Source organism: Ottowia pentelensis, from assembly GCF_964341695.1.
Genome location: NZ_OZ224513.1, coordinates 3,857,551 through 3,878,390, shown reverse-complemented (window position 1 = coordinate 3,878,390; position 20,840 = coordinate 3,857,551). Strand labels below are relative to the sequence as shown.

At 72.1% G+C, this 20,840-nt stretch carries 21 protein-coding genes; 10 read left to right on the top strand and 11 right to left on the bottom strand.

Features of this window, described 5'->3' with window-relative positions; all coding sequences use genetic code 11:
• Position 1 precedes the first annotated feature (1 nt).
• A complete protein-coding gene (locus ACWHMB_RS18865) occupies positions 2–691 on the bottom strand; it encodes a dienelactone hydrolase family protein (protein WP_293221161.1) in 690 nt (229 codons plus the stop codon).
• Positions 692–817: 126 nt separating this feature from the next.
• Complete coding sequence (locus tag ACWHMB_RS18860; protein WP_377482142.1) at positions 818–1,417, bottom strand: 2-hydroxychromene-2-carboxylate isomerase; 600 nt, start codon at positions 1,415–1,417, stop codon at positions 818–820.
• A gap of 91 nt (positions 1,418–1,508) precedes the next feature.
• Between ACWHMB_RS18860 and ACWHMB_RS18855 the strand changes: the two genes are divergently transcribed.
• The 5 genes from ACWHMB_RS18855 to ACWHMB_RS18835 all read left to right on the top strand — a co-directional run bounded on the left by ACWHMB_RS18855 (position 1,509) and on the right by ACWHMB_RS18835 (position 5,717).
• A complete protein-coding gene (locus tag ACWHMB_RS18855) occupies positions 1,509–2,000 on the top strand; it encodes a MaoC family dehydratase (RefSeq protein WP_377482139.1) in 492 nt (163 codons plus the stop codon).
• Positions 2,001–2,172: 172 nt separating this feature from the next.
• A complete protein-coding gene (locus tag ACWHMB_RS18850; RefSeq protein ID WP_377482136.1) occupies positions 2,173–2,673 on the top strand; it encodes a hypothetical protein in 501 nt (166 codons plus the stop codon).
• Positions 2,674–2,912: 239 nt separating this feature from the next.
• Positions 2,913–4,058 (top strand): patatin-like phospholipase family protein, encoded by a 1,146-nt coding sequence (locus ACWHMB_RS18845; protein ID WP_377482133.1) that lies wholly within the window; start codon positions 2,913–2,915, stop codon positions 4,056–4,058.
• The gene (locus tag ACWHMB_RS18840) at positions 4,055–4,822 is read left to right on the top strand and encodes an acetoacetate decarboxylase (RefSeq protein ID WP_377482130.1); all 768 of its coding nucleotides are present in this window, start codon (positions 4,055–4,057) and stop codon (positions 4,820–4,822) included. Before ACWHMB_RS18845 ends, ACWHMB_RS18840 begins: the two co-directional genes overlap by 4 nt.
• A 79-nt stretch (positions 4,823–4,901) precedes the next feature.
• Entirely contained in the window at positions 4,902–5,717 is an 816-nt protein-coding gene (locus ACWHMB_RS18835; protein WP_447648682.1) for a 3-hydroxybutyrate dehydrogenase, read from the top strand.
• A gap of 194 nt (positions 5,718–5,911) precedes the next feature.
• On the opposite strand, the gene ACWHMB_RS18830 is transcribed toward ACWHMB_RS18835, so the two are convergent.
• Positions 5,912–6,619, bottom strand: a complete 708-nt coding sequence (locus tag ACWHMB_RS18830) for a response regulator (protein WP_377482125.1) — start codon at positions 6,617–6,619, stop codon at positions 5,912–5,914.
• Between the two features lie 128 nt (positions 6,620–6,747).
• On the opposite strand from ACWHMB_RS18830, the gene ACWHMB_RS18825 reads away from it, so the two are divergent.
• Positions 6,748–8,571 carry a sensor histidine kinase gene (locus ACWHMB_RS18825; RefSeq protein WP_447648681.1) on the top strand — a complete coding sequence of 608 codons (1,824 nt, stop codon included), beginning with the start codon at positions 6,748–6,750 and terminating at the stop codon, positions 8,569–8,571.
• 9 nt (positions 8,572–8,580) lie between these two features.
• On the opposite strand, the gene ACWHMB_RS18820 is transcribed toward ACWHMB_RS18825, so the two are convergent.
• The 5 genes from ACWHMB_RS18820 to ACWHMB_RS18800 all read right to left on the bottom strand — a co-directional run bounded on the left by ACWHMB_RS18820 (position 8,581) and on the right by ACWHMB_RS18800 (position 12,885).
• A complete protein-coding gene (locus tag ACWHMB_RS18820; protein WP_377482119.1) occupies positions 8,581–9,093 on the bottom strand; it encodes a DUF421 domain-containing protein in 513 nt (170 codons plus the stop codon).
• Between the two features lie 196 nt (positions 9,094–9,289).
• Complete coding sequence (locus tag ACWHMB_RS18815; RefSeq protein WP_377482116.1) at positions 9,290–9,901, bottom strand: ABC-type transport auxiliary lipoprotein family protein; 612 nt, start codon at positions 9,899–9,901, stop codon at positions 9,290–9,292.
• A gap of 39 nt (positions 9,902–9,940) precedes the next feature.
• On the bottom strand, positions 9,941–10,933 hold the full coding sequence (locus ACWHMB_RS18810) for an MlaD family protein (RefSeq protein WP_377482113.1): 993 nt from the start codon (positions 10,931–10,933) through the stop codon (positions 9,941–9,943).
• A gap of 3 nt (positions 10,934–10,936) precedes the next feature.
• Positions 10,937–11,776, bottom strand: a complete 840-nt coding sequence (locus tag ACWHMB_RS18805; protein WP_293219809.1) for an ABC transporter ATP-binding protein — start codon at positions 11,774–11,776, stop codon at positions 10,937–10,939.
• Positions 11,776–12,885, bottom strand: coding sequence for an MlaE family ABC transporter permease (locus ACWHMB_RS18800; RefSeq protein WP_377482110.1), 1,110 nt, complete (start codon positions 12,883–12,885; stop codon positions 11,776–11,778). Before ACWHMB_RS18800 ends, ACWHMB_RS18805 begins: the two co-directional genes overlap by 1 nt.
• Positions 12,886–13,068: 183 nt before the next feature.
• Here ACWHMB_RS18800 and ACWHMB_RS18795 point away from each other — a divergent pair, with 183 nt between their 5' ends.
• The gene (locus ACWHMB_RS18795; RefSeq protein WP_377482107.1) at positions 13,069–13,608 is read left to right on the top strand and encodes a bactofilin family protein; all 540 of its coding nucleotides are present in this window, start codon (positions 13,069–13,071) and stop codon (positions 13,606–13,608) included.
• A gap of 49 nt (positions 13,609–13,657) precedes the next feature.
• Entirely contained in the window at positions 13,658–14,365 is a 708-nt protein-coding gene (locus tag ACWHMB_RS18790; protein WP_377482104.1) for a hypothetical protein, read from the top strand.
• Between the two features lie 110 nt (positions 14,366–14,475).
• Here ACWHMB_RS18790 and ACWHMB_RS18785 read toward each other — a convergent pair whose 3' ends face one another.
• The 3 genes from ACWHMB_RS18785 to ACWHMB_RS18775 form a co-directional block, all read right to left on the bottom strand.
• Positions 14,476–16,476 (bottom strand): multicopper oxidase domain-containing protein, encoded by a 2,001-nt coding sequence (locus ACWHMB_RS18785; protein WP_447648680.1) that lies wholly within the window; start codon positions 16,474–16,476, stop codon positions 14,476–14,478.
• Positions 16,477–16,648: 172 nt separating this feature from the next.
• Positions 16,649–18,193, bottom strand: a complete 1,545-nt coding sequence (locus ACWHMB_RS18780; protein WP_377482098.1) for a YifB family Mg chelatase-like AAA ATPase — start codon at positions 18,191–18,193, stop codon at positions 16,649–16,651.
• Between the two features lie 243 nt (positions 18,194–18,436).
• Positions 18,437–18,871 (bottom strand): PAS domain-containing protein, encoded by a 435-nt coding sequence (locus tag ACWHMB_RS18775; RefSeq protein WP_447648679.1) that lies wholly within the window; start codon positions 18,869–18,871, stop codon positions 18,437–18,439.
• Positions 18,872–18,944: 73 nt separating this feature from the next.
• Between ACWHMB_RS18775 and ACWHMB_RS18770 the strand changes: the two genes are divergently transcribed.
• Positions 18,945–19,784 (top strand): DODA-type extradiol aromatic ring-opening family dioxygenase, encoded by an 840-nt coding sequence (locus ACWHMB_RS18770; protein WP_377482092.1) that lies wholly within the window; start codon positions 18,945–18,947, stop codon positions 19,782–19,784.
• A 66-nt stretch (positions 19,785–19,850) separates the two neighbouring features.
• Positions 19,851–20,834 carry an aldo/keto reductase gene (locus tag ACWHMB_RS18765; protein ID WP_377482089.1) on the top strand — a complete coding sequence of 328 codons (984 nt, stop codon included), beginning with the start codon at positions 19,851–19,853 and terminating at the stop codon, positions 20,832–20,834.
• Positions 20,835–20,840 lie beyond the last annotated feature (6 nt).

Here is a 20,840-nt window from a genome sequence, read left to right as displayed (position 1 = left end):
GTCAGCGCAGATGCTGGGCAAAAAACGCCAGCGTGCGCTGGCGCGCCAGCGTGGCCGCGGCCTCGTTCCAGGCCGCGCGCCGGTCGCAGTTGAAGCCGTGCGGCGCGGGGTACAGGTGCACGTCGACCGCCGGGTGGGCCTGGCGCAGCGCCGCCACGCCTTCCAGTGGCACCGACTTGTCGTTATCCGACAGGTGGGCCTGCACCGGCACCCGGGGCTGTAGCGCCAGCTCGGCCGGCGCCGTCATGCCGCCGCCGTAGTAGCACACGGCGGCGCTCAGGTGCGCGCAGCCGCTGGCCGCGCGCCAGGCCAGCAGGCCGCCCCAGCAAAAGCCCACCACGCCCACCTTGCCGGCGCCCGCCTGCCGCGCGTGATCGATGGCGGCCTGGATGTCGGGCAGCACGCCGGGCGCGGGCAAGGCCTCGGCCGCGCGCTTGAGGCCCATGCCGGTCTGCATGGCGGCCTCGTCGTAGCCCAGGTCGACCCCGGCCCGCACCCGCCCGAAGGTGGCCGGCGCCAGCGCCAAATAGCCCTCGGCCGCGTAGCCCTCGGCCACCGCGCGGATGTGCGCGTTGACGCCGAAGATTTCCTGCAGCACCACCACGGCGCCGCGCGGCGCGCCGGCCGGCTCGGCTTGCCAGGCGGTGACGGCCTGGCCGTCGGCGGCTTTCAGTTCAATCCATTGCCCCATGCTTTTGCTCCTGTATGGATCGTTGGGCGTTCCATGGTCACGCGCGCCACAACCCAAGCTTGAATTTTCTGCGCCCTTTGCGATTCCTTTGCGTCCTCTGCGTTCGGCTGTTCTGCAGTGGCTTTTTCAAAGCCCCAGCGCCCGGCGCACGAAGTCCAGCCGATCCTGGCCCCAGAACAGCTCGCCCTCGATGACGTAGGTGGGCGCGCCGAACACGCCGGCGTCGATGGCCGACTGGGTCTGTGCCTCGTAGCGCGCCTGCACCTCGGGCGCCTGCGCCGCGCCCAGGCGCTCGGGCGGCAGGTCGCTTTCGTCCAGCAGCTCGGCCAAGGTGCCGGCGCTGGCGATGTCGCGCTGCTCGGCCCAGCAGGCGGCCATCACGGCGCCGGCGAGGCGCAGCGCGGCGTCCGGGCCGTCGGCCTGCGCCACGGCGGTGATCAGGCGCGCGGCGGGGCCGCCGTCGACCGGGAAGAAACGCGGCTCGGGGTGCAGGGCGACGCCCAGATGCTCGGCAAAGCGGCGCAGCTCGACCAGCCGGTAGGCCTGGCGCTGCGGCGCGCGCTGGCCCAGCGGCAGCCCGCCCGAGAGCGGAAAGATGCGGCCGTAGTCCACCGGCAGCACGCGCACCGCGCGCCGGCTGGCGCGCAGCAGCTCGACGAAGCGGGCGTGGCCCAGGTATGCCCAGGGGCTTTGCGGGGTGAAGAAGTAGTCGACGGTGCGGGACATGGCGAACCTTGCGAATAATGGGCCTGTTTTAGCAGAGAGCGGCCGCCCGCGCGTTCGGCCGGCCCGCCGCCGATTTTTCATGGAAACCCGCATGCCGCAAGCCAAGGCCGACAAGACCATCAAGTATTACTGGGAAGACCTGCACGCCGGCCAGACCATCGAGCTGGGCAGCGTCACCGTCGAGCGCGAGGAGGCGCTGGCCTTTGCCGGCCGCTACGACCCGCAGCCCTTTCACCTCGACGACGAGGCCGCCGCGCAGTCGATCTTCGGCCGGCTGGCCACCAGCGGCTGGCACACCTGCAGCATGGCCATGGGACTGATGGTGCGCAACTTCCTGCTCGAATCGTCCAGCCTGGGCTCGCCCGGGCTGGAAAAGCTGCAGTGGCGGAGGCCCGTGTTTCCGGGCGACACGCTCACGCTGCGCCAGCGCGTGCTCGAGACGCGGCCGATGAAGTCGCGCCCCGACGTCGGCCTGGTGCGCACCCTCTGGGAGATGTTCAACCAGCGCGGCGAGCAGGTGCTGCTGATGGACGGCTATGGCATGTTCCGCCGCCGCACGCCGGGTGCGTCCACCGGCGGCTGAGCCGGGCACGGCCGCGATCGTGCGGCCGGTCACTGCAAGTCGTGACCATCGGCACTGTGCCGGCGCGGCGGCGGCGCCTATCGTGTGGGCCATGCCCGATGACCTCCCGAGGTCGTCACTGCAACGGCGTTTCGCAGGCATCCCCCAAGCGCCGATGAACATGGAGCCCATCATGAACACGATCACCATCCAACGCGCCGGCCTGCGCACGGCCGTGGCGCTGGCCGCCCTGACGCTGGGCGGCGCCCTGGCCGCCCCCGCCTGGGCCGCCGCGCCCGCCACCACCGCGCCGGCCAAGACCGCCCCCGCCAACAAGCCCGCGGTGGTCGACGAGGACGTGACGATGTTCGACGTCGTGCCCGGCACCACCTACCTGAACGGCGGCGTCGGCCAGTTGAGCGAAGAGCGCATGCACAAGGACGCGCGCCACTGGCCGCTGCGCATGACTTTCTCGGACAAGACCAGCAACGAATTCGTCGCCGACGTCAAGCTGAAGGTGTTCGACCACAGCGGCCGCGCCGTGCTGCGCCTGAAGGACGCCGGCCCGATGACCTACGTGCAGCTGCCCCAGGGTGACTACCGCGTCACCGCGGACTACCGGGGCGACACGCTGACGCGCGAGATCCACATCGGCCCCAAGGGCATGGACGCCAACTTCCACTGGATGATATGACCCACCCCCGTTGCTCCACTCGCTGCGCGATGTTTCGGCATCCCCCCTCGAGGGGGCACCGCCAGCGGCCGGTGCAAGCCCGGCCGCGGCGGTCGCTGGCCCGGCTTGCTCCGCGGCCATTGGGCTCGTTGATGGTGATGCGCTGCACGCGATAGACCACCGAACGGGCTGAATCGGATCGACACACTGCCAACTCCTCTCAGGCCCCATCCATGCCGCGACTCGCAGGTTCCCACGCATTGAAAGCACCCCTGACCGCCCTGGTGCTGCAAGGCGGCGGCGCCTTGGGCGCCTACCAGGGCGGCGCCTACGAGGCGCTGGCGCTGCGCGCGCAGGCGCTGGACTGGGTGGCGGGCATCTCGATCGGCGCGGTCAACGCGGCGCTGATTGCCGGCAATCCGCCGGGGCGGCGCGTCGAGCGCCTGCGCGCGTTCTGGGAGCGCGTGAGCCTGGCGCTGCCGCTGCGCCCGCAGGCCGAGTGGGTGGCGCCGGTGCGCGGCTGGTGGGACAACGCCATGGCCCTGTGGGGCGCGGCCGTCGGCGTGCCGGGCTTTTTTGCCCCGCGCCCGCCGCTGGCCTGGTGGCCGCAGCCACCCGCCAGCTGGTACGACACCGCGCCGCTGCGCGACACGCTGCTGGAGCTGGTGGACTTCGAGTTGCTCAACCAGGGTCCGATGCGCTTTTCGGTCGGCGCGGTCGATGTGCAAAGCGGCAACTTCACCTATTTCGACAACCGGCGCGAGCGCATCGGCCCCGAGCACGTGATGGCCAGCGGCGCGCTGCCGCCGGGCTTCGGCGCGGTGCCCATCGGCGAGCACTTTTACTGGGACGGCGGCCTGGTGTCCAACACCCCGCTCACCTACGTGATGGACCAGCTGCCGGCCGGTTCCCGGCAGCCGGTCACGGTGTTCCAGATCGACCTGTTTCGCGCCCGCGGGCGCGTGCCCGAGACGCTGGCCGACGCGGCCGAGCGCGAGAAGGACATCCGCTACTCCAGCCGCACGCGGCTGGTCAGCGACGAGGTGCGCGCGCGCCATCAGCTGCACCAGCGCCTGCGCCGCCTGGCCGCGCTGCTGCCCAAGGCCCAGCGCGGCAGCGCCGAGGTGCAGGCCCTGCTGGCCGGCACGCTGGACGCGCCCATCACCCTGGTGCACGTGATCCACCGGCGCAAGGACAGCGAGACCCAGACCAAGGACTACGAGTTCTCGCACCTGTCGATGGCCGAGCACTGGCAGGCCGGCGGCGCCGACATGGGGGCCGCGCTGCAGCTGCTGGGCCGCCAGGGCGCGCCCGGGCCGGGCGAATTTCGCGTGCTCGACCCCCATCCCGACGCGCCCATGCCGCGCCGCGCCCCCGCCGTCAACCCGAAGGACAAACCATCATGAATCAGCACGACGTTCGCGCCCAGGCCTGGGCCATGCCGCTGACCAGCCCGATCTACCCGCGCGGGCCCTATCGCTTCATCAACCGCGAGTTCATGGTCATCAGCTACCGCACCGACCCGGCGCTGCTGGAGGCCGTGGTGCCGGCGCCGCTCAAGCCCGCGCCGGGCGGCATCGTCAAGATGGAGTTCATCCGCATGCCCGACTCGACGGGCTTCGGCGACTACACCGAGTCGGGCCAGGTCATTCCCGTCACGTTCAAGGGCGAGCCCGGCACCTACTCGCACAACATGTTCCTCAACGACGACGCGCCGATCGCCGGCGGGCGCGAGATCTGGGGCTTTCCCAAGAAGCTGGCCGGCCCCAGCCTGCGCGTGGACAAGGACGTGCTGGTCGGCACGCTGGACTACGGCGACCTCCGCGTGGCCACCGGCACCATGGGCTACAAGCACCGGCCGTTCGACCACGCCAAGGCGCTGGCGGCCGTCGCCGGCGCCAACTACCTGCTGAAGATCATGCCGCACGTGGACTGCACGCCGCGCATCTGCGAGCTGGTGCGCTACCACTGCCAGGACGTGACCATCAAGGGCGCCTGGGAAGGCCCGGCCGCGCTGCAGCTGTTCGACCACGTGCTGGCGCCCGTGGCGCGCCTGCCGGTGCTGGAGGTGGTGGGCGCGGTGCACATCCTGACCGACCTGACCCTGGGCCTGGGCGAAGTGGTGCACGATTACCTGGCCGACAGCGCCGCCGGCAAGCATGCCAAATAGTATCAATTTGATAGCTGTTGGCGCTTGATCGACGGGCGCCAGAGCCCGATTTCATTTAAATCTCAACCGGAGCATCCTCATGAACAACCCCCAAGTCCAAGCCAGCACCACCCTCAGCCTCAAGGGCAAGACCGCCCTCGTCACCGGCGCCGCCAGCGGCCTGGGCAAGCGCATCGCCGAGGTCTATGCCGATGCCGGCGCCAATGTGGTGATCGCCAACCTCCGGCTGGCCGACGCGCAGGCCACCGCCGACGCCATCGCCAAGAAGGGCGTCAAGACCCTGGCCGTGGTGATGGACGTGACCGACGAGGCCGCGGTGGAGGCCGGCTTCGCCCAAGTGCAAAAGACGCTGGGCGCGGTCGACATCGTGGTCAGCAACGCCGGCATCCAGATCGTCGCGCCGATCGAGGACTTCAAGTTTTCGGACTGGAAGAAGCTGCTGGCCGTGCACCTGGACGGCGGCTTTCTCACCGCGCGCGCGGCGGTGCGGCAGATGATCGCCTCGGGGCGCGGCGGCGCCATCATCTTCATGGGCTCGGTGCACTCCAAGGAGGCCTCCAAGCTGAAGGCACCCTACGTCACGGCCAAGCACGGCCTGGAAGGCCTGGCCAAGGTCATCGCCAAGGAAGGCGCGGCGCACAACATCCGCGCCAACGTCATCTGCCCCGGCTTCGTGCGCACGCCGCTGGTCGAAAAGCAGATTCCCGAACAAGCGGCCGAACTGCACATCAGCGAGGCCGACGTCATCAAGACCGTGATGCTCAAGGACACCGTCGACGGCGAGTTCACCACCACCGACGACGTGGCGCAGGCCGCGCTGACCTTTGCCGCCTGGCCCAGCAACGCCCTCACCGGCCAGTCGCTGGTGGTCAGCCACGGCTGGTTCATGCAGTGATGGCTCATACCCGGTGGCACGTTCAGTCAGCGACGCCTCGGATCAGGTCGTCGGGGCGCCCGGCGCAGTGAAGTGAAGGCGGAGCCGGCCGCAGGCCGGTGGGGGACATGAACGGAGCCGGGCGCCCCGACGGCCTGATCCCACCCCGCGGCTGGCATGTTTGATCTGATCGAATGCGAAACGGACTCAGCGCCTCAACCGTGCCGCCCCTGCGCCATCACCGCCAGCTCGGTGCGGTTGCGCGCGTGCAGCTTGTCCATGATGCGGCTGACGTAGTTCTTCACCGTGCCCTCGGCCAGGAACACGCGCTCGGCGATCTGCTTGTTGGACAGGCCGTCGGCCAGCAGCGCCAGCACGCGCTCCTCCTTGTCCGACAGCGGCTCCTGCAGCGCGTGCGGCGCGGGCGCGCGGGCCGTGCCGGGGTAGGGCGGCGGGCTGCCCGCGTGGCGGGCGTCGGCCGCCAGGGTGCGAAACTGTTCCAGCACCTTGCGCGCCACCGCCGGCGACAGGCGCGATTCGCCACGGTGCACGGCGCGCACGGTGTCCAGCACCTCGGCCTCGGCGGCGTCCTTCAGCAGGTAGGCGTGGGCGCCGGCGCGCACCGCCTCGTACACCAGCTCGTCGTCGTCGAAGGTGGTCAGCACCACCACGCGCACGCGCGGCAACTCGGCCGCCAGCTGGCGCGTGGCGGCCACGCCGCCCAGGCGCGGCATCTGCAGGTCCATCACCACCACGTCGGGCCGCAGCGCGCGCGCCAGCTCCAGCGCCTGCTGGCCATCGGCCGCCTGGCCCACCACCGCGATGTCGTCCTCGGCGTCCAGCATCAGCGCCAGGCCGCGGCGGATGATGGGCTGGTCGTCGGCCACCAGCAGGCGCAGCGGCGCTGACGCGGCTTCGCTCACGGCAGTACCTCCGTGCTGCGCACTGCGGTGCGAGCTGGCTTGGGGCGGCCCGGCGCGACGCTCATCGGGCGCTCCGGCGCCGCCCGCTGGCCGACAATGGGCGCACCCTGGATCTGTGCTGGCATGGCATGACATCAAGCTTATCGCAAGCGCCCACGCCGGATGACGGCGCGCCGCGCGAGCCGCTGGCGCAGCGGCTCGACCCGCGCCGCCACATCGCCGCCGCCGTCGGCTGGGCGGTGTTCGTGCTGGTTGTCGTCGGCGCGCTGGTGGCGGCCGAGCTGGCGGCCGGCACGGCCGAGCGCCAGGTGCGCGCCAACACCCAGGCGCGCCTGGGCCAGACCGCCGGCCAGGCCGCCGACGCGCTGGCTGCGCGCGTGCAGGTGCTGCTGGCCGCCCTGCAGGCCAGCGCCGCCCAGTGGCAGCTGGACGGCGCGGGCGCGCCGGATTGGGCCGCGCGCCTGCAGGCGCTGCAGCGCGCGCAGCCGGTGCTGGGCTGGATCGGCCTGCGCGACGCCCAGGGCCAGCTGCTGGCCGCCACCGACGCCGCCGATGCCGTCGCGCCCGCCGCCCTGCAGGGGCACATGGCGCAGGCCCTGCGCGCGCCGCAGCTCATCGTGCAGCGCGCGCGCGCCGCCGGCGCGGACGACGCCCTGGTGCTGAGCGTGCCGCTGGCCGCCGCCGGCGCGCCGCCGGCCGGCGTGCTGGTGGCGCAGCTGCCCTGGCTGTGGCTGCAGGCCGAGCTGGACGCGCGCCTGCGCGCCCTGGCCGGCGGCGCCCCGCTGCAGCTGCTGCTGCTCGATGCGCAGGATCGCCTGCTGGCCGGCCCGCCCGAGGTGCCCGAGGGCGCGCCGCTGGCCGACCCGAGCGAGCAGGGCCGCTACCTGGTGGGCCGCCCGAGCCCGCGCGCCGATGCCGGCACGCCCGCCGGCGGCGCCGGCTGGAAGCTGCTGGTGCGCGAGGACGCCGTCAGCGCCCTGGCGCAGGCGCGCCAGGCGCGCCGCACCATGCTGCTGGGCGTGCTGGGCGCCGGCCTGCTGGCGGCGCTGGTGGCGGTGGGCGTGGCGCACCGGCCGCTGCGCCGGCTGCGCGCGCTGGCGCGGCAGGCGCGGGCGGTGCAGGGCGGGCAGCGCGCCGGCGTGACGGTGCCGGCCGGGCGCGACGAGGTGCACGCCATCGGCCAGGCGCTGGCCGAGCTGATCGAGCACCTGCAGGCCGAGAAGGCCGCGCTGGCGCGACTCAACACCGAGCTGGACGCGCGCGTGGCGGCGCGCACCGCGCGCATCGAGCGGCTGGCGCAGGACGCGCGGCGCGCCGCCGTCACGCGCGAGCGCCTGCGCCTGGCGCGCGGCCTGCACGACACGCTGGCGCATTCGCTGATGGCGCTGCTGACGCAAATCCGCCTGATGCGCAAGCTGGGCGCGCGCTGGAGCGCCGAGCAATGGCAGGCCGAACTGGCCGAGGCCGAGCAGGCCGCCGCCAGCGGCCTGGCCGAGGCGCGCGCGGCCATCGGCCAGATGCGCGCCTCCGGCGTGGCCGACAGCGGCCTGGGCCCCGAGTTGCAGGCGCTGGCCCGGCGTCTGGCCGAGCGCAGCGGCGTGGCCCTGACGGCCGACATAGCCCCGGCCGCCGCCGAGCTGGTGGACGAGCGCGCGGCCGCCGTGCTGGCCATGGCGCGCGAGGCGCTGCGCAACGTCGAGCGCCACGCGCAGGCGCGCCACCTCACGCTGGCGCTGCAGCCCGAAAGCCTGCCCGCGCCCGACAGCGACGAGCCGGCGCGCTGGCGGCTGACGCTGGCCGACGACGGCGTGGGTTTCGACGTGCGGCAGCCGCGCCCGGGCCACTTCGGCCTGCTGGGCCTGCGCGAGCAGGCCGAACAACTGGGTGCCGAGCTGACGCTGGACAGCGCGCCCGGCCAGGGCTGCCGGCTGCAGCTGCGCTTTGCGGCGTGATGCCGCCGTTCAGGCGGCCGGCGGCGCGGGCGTGGCCGCATCGCCTTGCGCCGAGGCGCGGTTGCGCAGCACCACGGTGATCTGGCCGTTGGTCTCGATGGTGGCGCGCTCCACCTCGTGCGTGTGCAGGCAGCCGGCGGCACGCAGCGCGGCCTGCACGTCGTCCAGCGTCAGGCGCTCGTCGCGCAGGGTGTCCTTGTCCAGCGTGCCGGCGCGGATCAGCACGCGCGGCGCGCCGTCCAGCCAGCGCGCCAGGCGCGGGCTGGCCCAGCCCAGGCGCGAGATCAGCACGTGGCAGCCGATCAGGGTCAGCGCCGAGATCAGGCCGCCGATCAGCGAGTTGTCGCCCGCGTTCATCGAGTTCTGCACCGCGTTGGACAGGATGAGCAGCAGGATCAGGTCGAACGGGTCGTACTGGCCGATCTGCCGGCGCCCGGTCAGGCGCAAAAACACCAGCAGGAACAGGTAGACCACGACCCCGCGGACGATGAACTCCCACCAGGGGACGCTGAGATGGAACATGGGGTGCCGAAGGGATCGTTGAATTGAACAGCCGAACGCAGAGGGCGCAAAGGACTCGCAGAAGACGCAAAAAACAGCCAGAAAAATGCTTTCAAATCAATAGTACGTTATGCGCATGGTCGCGTCATTTCAGCGGTATTCATTTGAAATTCTGTTCTTTCTGCGTCCTCTGCGTTCGGCTGTTCGCATTGCGCTCTCACGAGCGCGGCGCCGGCAGCGCGTTCACCCAGTCCACCACCTCGCGCAGCACGGTGTCGGTGGCTTCGCGCAGGGCCTGTGCGCCGCCGGCGGCGTCGGGCGTGGGGGCGGCCACGCGCTGCACGAAGCTGCGCTGGCCCAGCAGGCGGCCCTGGCGGGCCTGCGGCGCGATGGCGGTCACGCGCAGGCGCACCACGCCCTCGCTGGCCTCGGGCGTGGTGAAGACCTGGGCGAACTCGTCCAGCTCGGCGCTCAACTGCAGCACGGCCAGGGTGTTGCCGGCATCCAGCACCGGGTGGCTGGCGGCCAGCGCCGCGCGCAGGCGCTGGCCGACCAGCTGGGCGGGCGCCATGCTCCAGCGTGCGTGCGCATAGGGGCGCGGCTGCTGGCTGCCGCCGGCGTACAGCAGGCGGTAGACGATGGCGTTGGTGTCGATGGCCGTGGGCGCCTCCACGCGGTCGAAGCCCAGCGCCACGCCCGGGGCGGCCGCGGGCATCGCCAGGGGCGGGCCCAGGTCGTAGGCGGCGGGGCGCACCGGCTTGTCGGGCAGCGGCAGGGCGCACCCGGACAGCAGCACGAACATCAGGCAAAAAACGGCTCTGGCGCCCATGGGGATTGCGCTGACAGCTATGTGTTTCATAGTATTGGCTCAATGCGATGCGCCGGCGCCGGTGGCGGCGGGGGCGACGAAGCCGGGCTCGCCCGGCCCGGGCGCGATGGCGCCGCTGCCGTACAGCAGGGCCTGCGGGTTCTCGCCCAGGGTGTTGGCGATGCGGTCCAGCCGGCGGATGGTGCGGCTGGCGTCCTCGGTCAGGTTCTGGATCTTGGGCAGCGTGGTGCGGTTGACGGTGTTGGCGCTTTCGTCGGCGCGCTCCAGCACGCCGCCGGGGCCGGTCAGGCGGGTCAGGCCCTGGCGCGCGTCGCCCACCATCGCGTCCACCCCGGTCAGCGTGCGGCGCACGTCGTTGGCGGCGCCCTCGGTGGCCTTGAGGGTCTGGCTGGCCTGGCGGATCAGGCCGGGCAGGTCGGCGCGCGCCGGGTCGAGTTGGGCGCGCAGGGTGTGGTCGGCGGTGCGCGCCAGCTGGTTGGCGCTGGCGGCGGCGGCGCCGACCTCGGTCAGCGCCTGGGTCAGCTTGGCCTGGTTCTCGGGCGCCAGCAGTTCGTTGAGCCGGTCCATCGCCTGGTCGACCTTGCCGATCAGGGCGCCGGCCTGATCCGAAATCTGCCCCAGCGGGTTGGGGCGCAGCGGAATGCGCGGCACGCCGTCGGGGCCGGGTGCGGGCGGCTGGGTGGAGTTGCCGTTGTCGTCGAGCTGGATGAAGGACAGGCCGGTGACGCCCTGGAACGCCAGCGTGGCGAAGGTGGACGCGGTGATCGGCGCCTGCGGGCTGACGGCGATGGTGACCAGCACGTTGTGGTGCTCGCGCGGATCGAAGGCGATGTCGGTCACCTTGCCCACGGCCACGCCCTTGTAGCGCACCGCGGCCTGCACCTGCAGGCCGGTCACGCCGTCGGCGGTGGTCATCTCGTAGTTGGTGGTGTGGGTCACGTCGCGCGTCAGCCACAGGGCCATGGCCACCAGCAGGGCCGACACCAGCAGCACGAAGAGGCCGGCGGCCAGCGCGTGGGCTTTGTTTTCCATGACTTATTGTCCTTTCTCGGTGTGCCGGCGGGTGTTCAGCAGCTCCATGGCCCGCTGGCCGCGCTCGCCCAGGAAGAAGTGGCGGATGAAGGGGTGATCGAAGGCCAGCACCTCGGGCACCGGCGCGCAGACGATGACGTGCTGCTCGGCCAGCACGGCCACGCGGTCCGCCAGCTCGAACAGCGTGTCCAGGTCGTGCGTGACCATCACCACCGTCAGGCCCAGCTCCTGGTGCAGCGAGCGCAGCAGGGCGACGAAGGCGTCGGAGCTGTCCGGGTCGAGCCCGGCGGTGGGCTCGTCCAGCATCAGCAGCGGCGGGTCCATGACGAGCGCGCGCGCCAGCGCCACGCGCTTGATCATGCCGCCCGACAGCTCGGCCGGCATCTTGAGCGCGTCGCCGGGCTGCAGGCCCACCATCTGCAGCTTGAGCAGCGCCGCCTCGCGCGCCAGCGCGTCGGGCACGGCGCGCGTCTCGCGCAGCGGCAGGGCGATGTTGTCCAGCACGTTGAAGGCCGAGAACAGCGCGCCCTGCTGAAACAGCATGCCCACGCGCGCGGCGGCGCCGGCGCTGGTCAGCTCGGCCACCGGCCGGCCCAGCACGGTGATGCGGCCGCGTGCCGGCCGGTTCAGCCCCAGCATCTGGCGCAGCAGCACCGTCTTGCCGGTGCCCGAGCCGCCCACCAGGGTCAGCACCTCGCCACGGCGCACCGTCAGGTCGAGGTCGCGGTGCACCACCACGGGGCTGCCGCCCGGCGTCGGAAACACGCTCCACAGGCCGCGCACCTCGATGACCGCATCGGCGGCGCGGGCGCGGTCGGCTGCGGGAGCGGCGACGACGTCCATCAGATCCCCACGTTCTTGAACACGACGGCAAACAGCGCGTCGATCAGGATCACGGCGGTGATCGAGGTCACCACCGACGCCGTCGTGCCCTGGCCCAGGCTCTCGGTGTTGGGCTTGACGCGCAGGCCGTAGTGGCAGCCGATGAGCGCGATGAACAGGCCGAAGACGAAGGACTTGCCCACCGCCAGCCCCAGGTTGGCCGCCTGCACCACGCGCGGCAGCGCCTCCAGGAAATAGCTGGCGTTGATGCCCAGCGTCACGTCGGCGGCCAGCACGCCGCCGATGAGCGCCGCCACCGTGGTCCACACGGCGATCAGCGGCATGGCGATGGCCAGCGCCATGGCGCGCGGCAGCACCAGGCGAAAGCCCTTGGGAATGCCCAGCACGCGCATGGCGTCCAGCTCCTCGGTCACGCGCATGACGCCGATCTGCGCCGTGATGGCCGAGCCCGAACGCCCGGCGATCAGCACCGCCGCCAGCAGCGGCCCCAGTTCACGGATCAGCGCCAGCCCCAGGATGTTGACGATGAAGGTTTCGGCGCCGAACTGGCGCAGCACCTGGCTCATCAGGTAGGCCAGCACCACGCCGATCAGAAAGCCCACCAGCGCCGTGATCGGCAGCGCCTGCGCGCCGATGCGGTACAGGTGGCCCGAAAAGTCCCGCCACGGCCCGCGCTGCGGCGCCGCCAGCAGGCGCAGCGTGGACAGCAAGAGCTGCCCCGCCAGCGCCACGAAGTCGCGCAGCTGCGCCAGCGCGCCCAGGATGGCGGTGCCGAAGGCGTCCACGCGCGCGCCCAGGCCCCGGCGTTCTTGGGGCAGCTCGGCCGTCCGCAGCGCAGCCACGCGCTCCAGCAGGGCGCGCTGCCCCTCGTGCGCCTGCAGCTGCGCCGGCCACTGCCGGCCCCAGTGCTGCCACAGGGTCAGCGCGCCCAGGTGGTCGAAGGCCTGCAGCGCGCGCAGGTCCCAGGCCGCCCCCGGCGCCACCTGGGCCAACGCCGCCTGGGCGGCGCGCCAGGCCTTCTTGCTGCCCAGCGCGCCGGCCGTCCACCGGCCCTGCAGCACCGCGCGCGCGTCGGCGGCGGTTTCGATCCAGGCGGGTGGGTGGGGCATGCAGGGGCGCTATGGGGATGGCGGCGGGGCGCTGGCATGGTAACGTGCCGGCCAGCGGGGAGGGGCGCGCCCGTCCGAGTCATGAATTCGTTACGACTCTTGCGCGTTGTTGGACGCATTATCCCGAGATGCGCCCTTAGGATCGACCGACCTTTAGACCGATTTTGTTACTTAGGAGAAAGCATGGCACTGCAAGGACCGTTTTTCGGCAAGCGCGACACCGACCCCACCCCCACCCGCCCCGCAGGCAGCTCACTGGGCGGCACCAGTTCACTCGGGTCCGCCGGCAGCAGCAGTGCGCAAGCCTTCGCGGCTCCGGTGCCGCCCAGCACGCCCGCCAGCCCGCTGACGGCCACGCCGGCGGCCCATGCCGCGTCCGACAGCGGCGCCAAGCTGACGGTGGGCCCCAACATCAAGCTCAAGGGCGTCGAAATCACCGACTGCGACACGCTGGTGGTCGAGGGCACGGTCGAGGCGACCATGAACTCGCGCGTGATCCAGATCGCCGAGCAGGGCGCCTTCAAGGGTTCGGCCGAAATCGACATCGCCGAGGTGCGCGGCAGCTTCGACGGCACGCTCACCGTGCGCGAGAAGCTGGTGATCTTCGCCACCGGCAAGGTCACGGGCAAGATTCGCTATGGCAAGATCGTGATCGAAGAAGGAGGCCAGCTTTCCGGTGAGATCACGTTCGGCACGGACAAGAGCGGCGGCAAGAGCGCCTGAAGTCTCCACCGCTACGCATCGCGCGGCGCGCGGTGCCCATGGGGCCGCCTTGGCGGCCCTTTTGCTGGCCGGCGCTTTGGCCGGCTGCGCCAGCAGCGCCCCGACAGCGCGCGGCGAAGTGCAGGGCGCCAGCTTTCAGTCCGGCGAGCTGCTGCAAAGCGACGGCAACCGCCTGACCCAGGCGGCCATGCGCGCCAACCTGGCCAGCCTGCGCCGGCTGGCGGACAAGCTGTACCGCCGCAACCCAGCCGAGTGGCGCAAGACGGCCGCCACGCGCGAGGCGGCCCTCGCCCAGCTGGACGCCAGCGTGCTGGGCGGCCAGCCCTGGGCCCCGCTGCAGGGCCAGCGCGACGTGGCCGCGCTCTCAACGGCGCTGTCGCCCGGTTTCACCGGCGACCGCGTGGCGGCCTTCATTGCCGCCTGCGCCGACACCCTGGTCACCGCGCACGGCGGCCGGCGCGAGTTCTACTACCTGGACGGCATCGACCCGCAGCACATCTACAACGCCGCGCGCAACATGGAGACGGCGCTGTGGATCCTGAACACGCGGCGCGACGCCGCCGGCCAGCCGCTGCTGCACGCCAACGAGATCACGGGCGAGGTGCGCAACCTCAGCTTCGAGCGCGAGTTCGGCCAGATCATCGGCCGGCTCGACCTGCTGGCCACCTACACCACCGAGCGCTACCGGCGCGCGGCCATCGACTACATGCAGAGCCTGGTGGCGGCGCCGTTTCTCGTCTTCCTGCCGGTCAAGTGAGGGCGCAGCGCCCTCGGCACGCGGGCCATTGCGCGACGCCTGCCCTCACCCCGACCCTCTCCCGCATGCGGGAGAGGGCGTGAACAGCACCGCGTGCCGCGTGGCTCACGTCAGCGCGCGGCCTTCACGTCGTCGGCCGTGACCTTCTTGGCCTGATTGCCCCAGGACGTGCGCTCGTGGTTGACGATGTCGGCCACTTCGGCGTCCGACAGCTGGTCGGCAAACGGCGGCATGGGGCTGGGGTAGGCCGTGCCGTTGATGGCCTCGCCCTGCATGCCGTGCAGGATGGTCTGGATGTGCTTGGCCGGGTTGGCGTCCAGCACCGCCGGGTCGCCCTTGAGCGGCGGGAAGGCGCCGGGCAGGCCCATGCCGGTGGCCTGGTGGCAGGCCGCGCAGTGCTGGGCGTACAGCGCATCGCCGCGCGCGGTGTCGAACTGGTAGGGCCCGGTCGGCGCCGGCATGGCGGCGTGCGCCGGGGCGGCCGTGGCGGCGCCGGCGGACTTGGTCAGCGTGGGCTTGGCGGGCGTGGTGGCCGGGCTGTCGCCCTTGGCCTCCAGGATGCCGACGGCGCCGATCGCCATGTGGGCCATGCTGTGGTCGACGAAGGGGTACTTGCCCGCCTTGGGCAGCACCACGTCGAACACCGCGCCCTCGCCGGGCCCCACGCTGTGGGTGGACACGCCGCTGAGCGCGTGCGCCGCGTCGGCATCGGGGTAGACCTTGTCGAACATGCCGCCGATGACGTGGAAGGCGCTCCACAGGCTGGGGCCGGCGTTGACGAAGTAGATGCGCGCGCGCTTGCCGGCGGTGACCGGCAGCGGCTGGTCGTGGTACTGGTTGGCGATGCCGTTGAACACGATTTCGTCCGGGCGCATCTGCAGCATCTTCTCGAAGCTGGGGCCCATCAGGTTGCCGCTCATCAGCTGCGTGTACCACTCGCTTTGCACGATGACGTAGCTCTCGGCCGCCTCGGGCAGCGGCGTGGCGGGGCTGACGATGATGGCGCCGAACATGCCGTTGGCCATGTGCAGCAACACCGGCGGCGTGCCGCAGTGGTAGACGAAGGCGCCCGGGGTGTTGGCGACGAAGGTGAATTCCAGCGTCTCGCCCGGGTTGATGTCGACGTAGTTCAAGTCCGGCGGCGTGATGGCCGAGTGGAAGTCGATCGCGTGGTGCATGGTGCCGCGGTTGGTGAACTTCACGGTCACCACCTGGCCCTGGCGCAGGTGGATGACGGGCGCCGGCACCTCGCCGCCGAAGGTCCAGGCCTGGTATTCGACGCCGTTGGCGATGGTGACCTTCTTGTCCTCGGCGATGACCTCGATGGTGGCCGTCTTGCCGTCGCCGGCCACCGGCGGCAGGCGGGCGTCGCGCGCCTTCTGGATCGGCTCCTTGGCTGCAAGCATCAGCGGCGACACGGCCTGCGCCGCCGTGGCGGGCGAGGCCGACTTGACGTTGAGCGTGCTGGGCAGGCCGGCGATCAGCAGGGCCAGCACCACCACGATGCCCAGCACCGCGACGATCTGCACGCCCGGCGGCAGGGCCTCGGGCGCGGGCGGCGGCTCGGTGGCGTTGCTCCACTCGGCGATCTTCTGCCAGCGCGGCCAGCGCCGCTCGATCAGGTAGTCCAGGCTGTAGGGCACCAGGCCGGCCCGGTAGTGCAGGCCGATCAGCGCCAGAAAGATCAGCACGTAGGTGATGGCCGTGCCGATGTTGGACACGCCCACCGCATACGGGCCGCCAAAGCCCTCGGCGGTGCTCCACACCAGCAGGCTGAACAGGGCGCCCAGGGCGTACAGCGTGCGCCCGCCAAAGCCGATCACCAGGCAGATGGCAATGGCCGACACCGCGATGCGCGTCAGCCAGGTGAACAACGCGGCGTGCGGCGTCACCAGCGCGATCCAGCCCGAGAACCACCAGGCGTTCCAGCCCGGCTGGCCCTGCGAGGCGTTGTGCAGGTAGCCGACGTAGTGCGAGGCGAAGTCGGGCAGCCAGGTGAGGGCCGCGGCCACCATCCAGATGATGCCGAAGGCCACGCGCAGGGCGGTGGTGGCGATGCCAGGCCAGGTGGAGGCGTGGTGGCGTGGGTCGTTGCTGGGGGATGTGCTCATGGGTCAGGCTCCGGGTTGCGCGGCAGGGGCCCAGGGTGGGCTGCAATGGCAAAACGGGAACGTCGCGCGTCGGTGTTGCGGATGATCCTCCTGTTCTTGTAACGATGCCATTGACAGAAGTCAAATTTAAACCCTGCTGCAGCGCCGGCCATGGCGCGCCGGCCAGGGCGGATCAGCCAGGCGCCGCCCGCAGCACGCGCCGGTACTGGATCGCCTCGGCCACGTGGGCCACGGTGGTGGCCTGGCTGCCGGCCAGGTCGGCGATGGTGCGCGCCACCTTCAGCGCTCGGTGCGTGGCGCGCGCGCTCCAGCCCAGGCGCGCGGCGGCGCTGCTGGCGAAGGCGGCGGCCGCCGCATCGAGCCGCAGGTGCGCGTCCAGCGCCTGGCCCTGCAGCGCCTGGTTGGGCGCGCCCTGGCGTGCCAGCGCCCGCTCGCGCGCCGCCACGCAGCGTGCGCGCACGGCGGCGCTGGCTTCGCCGGCGGGGGCGGCCAGCAGTTCGTCGGGCGCCAGTTGCGGCACCTCGATGTGCAGGTCGATGCGGTCGAGCAGCGGGCCCGACAGCCGGCCCTGGTAGCGCGCCACTTGGTCGGGCGTGCAGCGGCAGCTGGGCTGGCCGCTGCCGGCGCGCGCGCCCAGGTGGCCGCAGGGGCAGGGGTTCATGGCGGCGACGAGCTGGAAGCGGGCCGGAAACTCGGCCCGCCGCGCGGCGCGGCTGATGTGGATGCGCCCGCTCTCCAGCGGCTCGCGCAGCGCCTCCAGCGCGGCGCGCGGAAACTCGGGCAGCTCGTCCAGAAACAGCACGCCGCCATCGGCCAGCGAGATCTCGCCCGGGCGCGGCGGCGAGCCGCCGCCCACCAGCGCCACCGCGCTGGCGGTGTGGTGCGGCGCGCGCGTGGGGCGCTGGCCCCAGTGCGCCAGCTCGAACGTGCCGCCCAGGCTGGCGATGGCCGCGCTTTGCAGGGCGGCGTCCTCGTCCATCGGCGGCAGCAGGCCGGCAAAGCGCTGCGCCAGCATCGACTTGCCGCTGCCCGGCGGGCCCATCATCAAGAGCGAATGGCCGCCGGCGGCGGCGATCTCCAGCGCGCGGCGCGCGGCGGCCTGGCCCTTGACGTCGGCCAGGTCGGGGTAGGCGGGCTCGGGCGCGCGGGCGGCGGCGGGCACGCGCGCCCAGCCCTCGGTGGGTGCGGCCTCCTCGGCGCCGGGCACGAACTGCGCCACCACGTCCAGCAGGTGGCGGGCGCGGTACACCGCCAGGCCGGGCACCAGAGCGGCTTCTTCGGCGCTGCCGGGCGGCAGCACCAGCCGCGGCGCCGGCCGCAGGCCGCGCAGGGCCGCCGCCATGGCCAGCGCGCCACGCACCGGGCGCAGCTCGCCCGACAGCGACAGCTCGCCGGCGAATTCCCAGCCCGCCATGCGTGCGCCGTCGATCTGCCCGCTGGCCGCCAGGATGCCCAGCGCGATCGGCAGGTCGAAGCGCCCCGAGTCCTTGGGCAAATCGGCCGGCGCCAGGTTGACGGTGATGCGCTGGTTGTGCGGAAACGTGAGGCCGCTGTTCTGCAGCGCGCTGCGCACGCGCTCGCGCGCCTCCTTGACCTCGGTTTCGGCCAGCCCGACCAGGGTGAAGCTGGGCAGGCCGTTGGCCAGGTGCACTTCCACCGTGACGGCGGGTGCGGCCAGGCCCAGCAGCGCGCGGCTGGGCACCAGACTCAGACTCATGGGCGAGGCTCCTCCCGTTGTGATGCCGTCACTGTAGCGCGCGTGCCCATTGGGCCGGGTGACGAAGCGCTGAAACAGCCGAATGCAGAGGACGCAAAAGTCACGCAGAGGGCGCAGAAAAATTCAAAAATGGATGATTTCAGCGGATGCCCTTGTGCAAAAGGCACTGGTCGCCATGTTTTTGAAAGCAATTTGCGTTCCGTCTTTTTTGCGCCCTCTGCGTTCGGCTGTTTGATTTGTGCGTCACCCCGCAGCCTTGCGCGCGCGCTCGGCCAGGTAGCGCTCGGTCACGTCGCGCGCCATCGCGGCCGAGCCCAGCACCCGGCCGTCCTCGTTCTTGACCACGCTGAAGGTCATGTCCACGTACAGCTTGCGCCCGTCCTTGTGGGTGGCGCGCGTGGTGCGCACCTCGGCGCCGTGGCGCGTGGCGCCGCGCGCCAGCGCCTGCTCGAAGCCGTGCCAGTGCGCCGAGCGCAGGTGCTCGGGGATGATCAGGTCCACGCTGTGCCCCAGCGCCTCGTTGGCGCCGAAGCCGAACAGCGCCGCGCAGGGCGCGTTCCACACGCGGATCACGCCCTGCGTGTCGATGAAGATCAGCGCGTCGGCCACGTTGGCGACGATGCGCGCCCAGGGGATGGCGTCGGTGGCTGGCTGGGGCATGGCGATGAGGTCTGGCATGAGAGGATGATAGGCGCCGGCGGAAGTCCGCGGCGTTGAAATGCCGCCGCGCCAGCCCCAACTGAAGGACATCATGAGCACCATGGCCCCCACCCCATCGCCCTCCGGCGCTCGCATGCCGGCCTTCTACATCCCGCATGGTGCCGGCCCCTGCTTCTTCATGGACTGGAACCCGCCCGACGCCTGGGACCAGACCGCCGCCTTCCTGCGCGGCATCCCGGCCAGCCTGCCGGCGCGGCCCACGGCCATCGTGCTGGTCACGGCGCACTGGCTGGCACCGCAGGTCACGCTGACCGGCTCGGCCCAGCCGGGCATGCTGTTCGACTACTACGGCTTTCCGCCCCACACCTACGAGCTGCGCTACCCCGCGCCCGGCGCGCCCGCGCTGGCCGAGCGCGCGCGTGCCCTGCTGGCCGGCGCCGGCATCGCCGCCACGGTGGACACCCAGCGCGGCTACGACCACGGCACCTTCGTTCCGCTGCTGGTGGCCTTTCCCGACGCCGACGTGCCGGTGCTGCAGGTGTCGCTGCTGGGCAGCCTGAGCGCGCAGGCGCACCTCGACTACGGCCGCGCGCTGGCGCCGCTGCGCGACGACGGCGCGCTGATCATCGGCAGCGGCATGAGCTATCACAACATGCGCGGCTACGGCGATCCGCGCTCGACGCCGATCAGCGTCGAGTTCGACCGCTGGCTGACCGACACCCTGGCCCGGCCCGCGGCCGAGCGCGACGCGCGCCTGGCCGCCTGGGACACGGCCGCCGGCCCGGCCGGACGCCTGTGCCACCCGCCGCGCGCCGAGGAGCACCTGCTGCCGCTGCACGTGGTGGCCGGCGCCGCCGGCGACGGCGCGGGGCGCAAGGTGTTTTCGGACGAGGTGCTGCGCACCACCATTTCGGCCTTCCGCTTCGATTGAGGCGGTTTTGCGCCGCCAGCGCCCAGTCCATGGGCGCGAACAGCTATTGAAACAGGAGCAATCGACATGAGTTCAAGCACTTCATCGCCCGCGCCCGGCGGCGTGCCCCTGTCGCGCCTGGTGTTCGGCGGCAACGTGCTGGGCTGGACGGTCGACGAGGCCACCAGCTTCGCCCTGCTCGATCGGCTGGTCGACGCCGGCCTGACCACCATCGACAGCGCCGACATGTATTCCGCCTGGGCGCCCGGCCACCGGGGCGGCGAATCGGAGGCCACCCTCGGCGCCTGGCTGCGCGCGCGCGGCCCCGGCATGCGCCAGCGCGTGCAGCTGATGACCAAGGTCGGCAAGAGCGCGCCGGTCAACCCGCCGCCCGGCCAGGGGCTGTCGCCGGCCTACATCGAGCGCGCCATCGACGCCTCGCTGAAACGCCTGGGCACCGACCACGTCGACGTCTACTTCTCGCACGCCTTCGATGCGCAGGTGCCGCAGGCCGACACGCTGGGCGCCTACCAGCGGCTGCTTCGCGCCGGCAAGCTGCGCGCCATCGGCGCCAGCAACTTCAGCGCGCCGCAACTGCGCGCGGCGCTGGACACCGCCGCGGCGCACGGCCTGCCCGCCTACCAGGTGCTGCAGCCGCACTACAACCTGATCGACCGGGGCGGCTACGACGGCCCGCTGCGCGAGCTGGCCATGCAGCAAGGCCTGGCCGTGGTGCCGTACTTCAGCCTGGCCAGCGGTTTTCTCACCGGCAAATACCGCAGCGCTGCCGACCTGGCCGGCAGCGCGCGCGGCGGCTGGGTCAAGAACTACCTCAACCCGCGCGGCCTGCGCATCCTGGCCGCGCTGGACGAGGTCGCCGCGCAGCACCGCGCCCAGCCCGGCGAGGTGGCGCTGGCCTGGCTGATGGCGCGCCCCGGCGTCACGGCGCCGATCGCCAGCGCCACCAGCGTGGCGCAGCTGGAGGGCCTGATCCGCGCCACGCAGCTCGCCCTGAGCGCCGCCGACATCGCCGCGCTGGACGCCGCCAGCGCGCCCGATCCCCAAGCCTGAACCTGC

Bases quoted from the DNA above. Each gene is read 5' to 3' on its own strand.
- ACWHMB_RS18865 (WP_293221161.1), bottom strand. From the start codon at position 691: ATGGGGCAATGGATTGAACTGAAAGCCGCCGACGGCCAGGCCGTCACC.
- ACWHMB_RS18860 (WP_377482142.1), bottom strand. From the start codon at position 1,417: ATGTCCCGCACCGTCGACTACTTCTTCACCCCGCAAAGCCCCTGGGCA.
- ACWHMB_RS18855 (WP_377482139.1), top strand. From the start codon at position 1,509: ATGCCGCAAGCCAAGGCCGACAAGACCATCAAGTATTACTGGGAAGAC.
- ACWHMB_RS18850 (WP_377482136.1), top strand. From the start codon at position 2,173: ATGAACACGATCACCATCCAACGCGCCGGCCTGCGCACGGCCGTGGCG.
- ACWHMB_RS18840 (WP_377482130.1), top strand. From the start codon at position 4,055: ATGAATCAGCACGACGTTCGCGCCCAGGCCTGGGCCATGCCGCTGACC.
- ACWHMB_RS18835 (WP_447648682.1), top strand. From the start codon at position 4,902: ATGAACAACCCCCAAGTCCAAGCCAGCACCACCCTCAGCCTCAAGGGC.
- ACWHMB_RS18825 (WP_447648681.1), top strand. From the start codon at position 6,748: ATGACATCAAGCTTATCGCAAGCGCCCACGCCGGATGACGGCGCGCCG.
- ACWHMB_RS18820 (WP_377482119.1), bottom strand. From the start codon at position 9,093: ATGTTCCATCTCAGCGTCCCCTGGTGGGAGTTCATCGTCCGCGGGGTC.
- ACWHMB_RS18815 (WP_377482116.1), bottom strand. From the start codon at position 9,901: ATGGGCGCCAGAGCCGTTTTTTGCCTGATGTTCGTGCTGCTGTCCGGG.
- ACWHMB_RS18810 (WP_377482113.1), bottom strand. From the start codon at position 10,933: ATGGAAAACAAAGCCCACGCGCTGGCCGCCGGCCTCTTCGTGCTGCTG.
- ACWHMB_RS18805 (WP_293219809.1), bottom strand. From the start codon at position 11,776: ATGGACGTCGTCGCCGCTCCCGCAGCCGACCGCGCCCGCGCCGCCGAT.
- ACWHMB_RS18800 (WP_377482110.1), bottom strand. From the start codon at position 12,885: ATGCCCCACCCACCCGCCTGGATCGAAACCGCCGCCGACGCGCGCGCG.
- ACWHMB_RS18795 (WP_377482107.1), top strand. From the start codon at position 13,069: ATGGCACTGCAAGGACCGTTTTTCGGCAAGCGCGACACCGACCCCACC.
- ACWHMB_RS18785 (WP_447648680.1), bottom strand. From the start codon at position 16,476: ATGAGCACATCCCCCAGCAACGACCCACGCCACCACGCCTCCACCTGG.
- ACWHMB_RS18780 (WP_377482098.1), bottom strand. From the start codon at position 18,193: ATGAGTCTGAGTCTGGTGCCCAGCCGCGCGCTGCTGGGCCTGGCCGCA.
- ACWHMB_RS18775 (WP_447648679.1), bottom strand. From the start codon at position 18,871: ATGCCAGACCTCATCGCCATGCCCCAGCCAGCCACCGACGCCATCCCC.
- ACWHMB_RS18770 (WP_377482092.1), top strand. From the start codon at position 18,945: ATGAGCACCATGGCCCCCACCCCATCGCCCTCCGGCGCTCGCATGCCG.
- ACWHMB_RS18765 (WP_377482089.1), top strand. From the start codon at position 19,851: ATGAGTTCAAGCACTTCATCGCCCGCGCCCGGCGGCGTGCCCCTGTCG.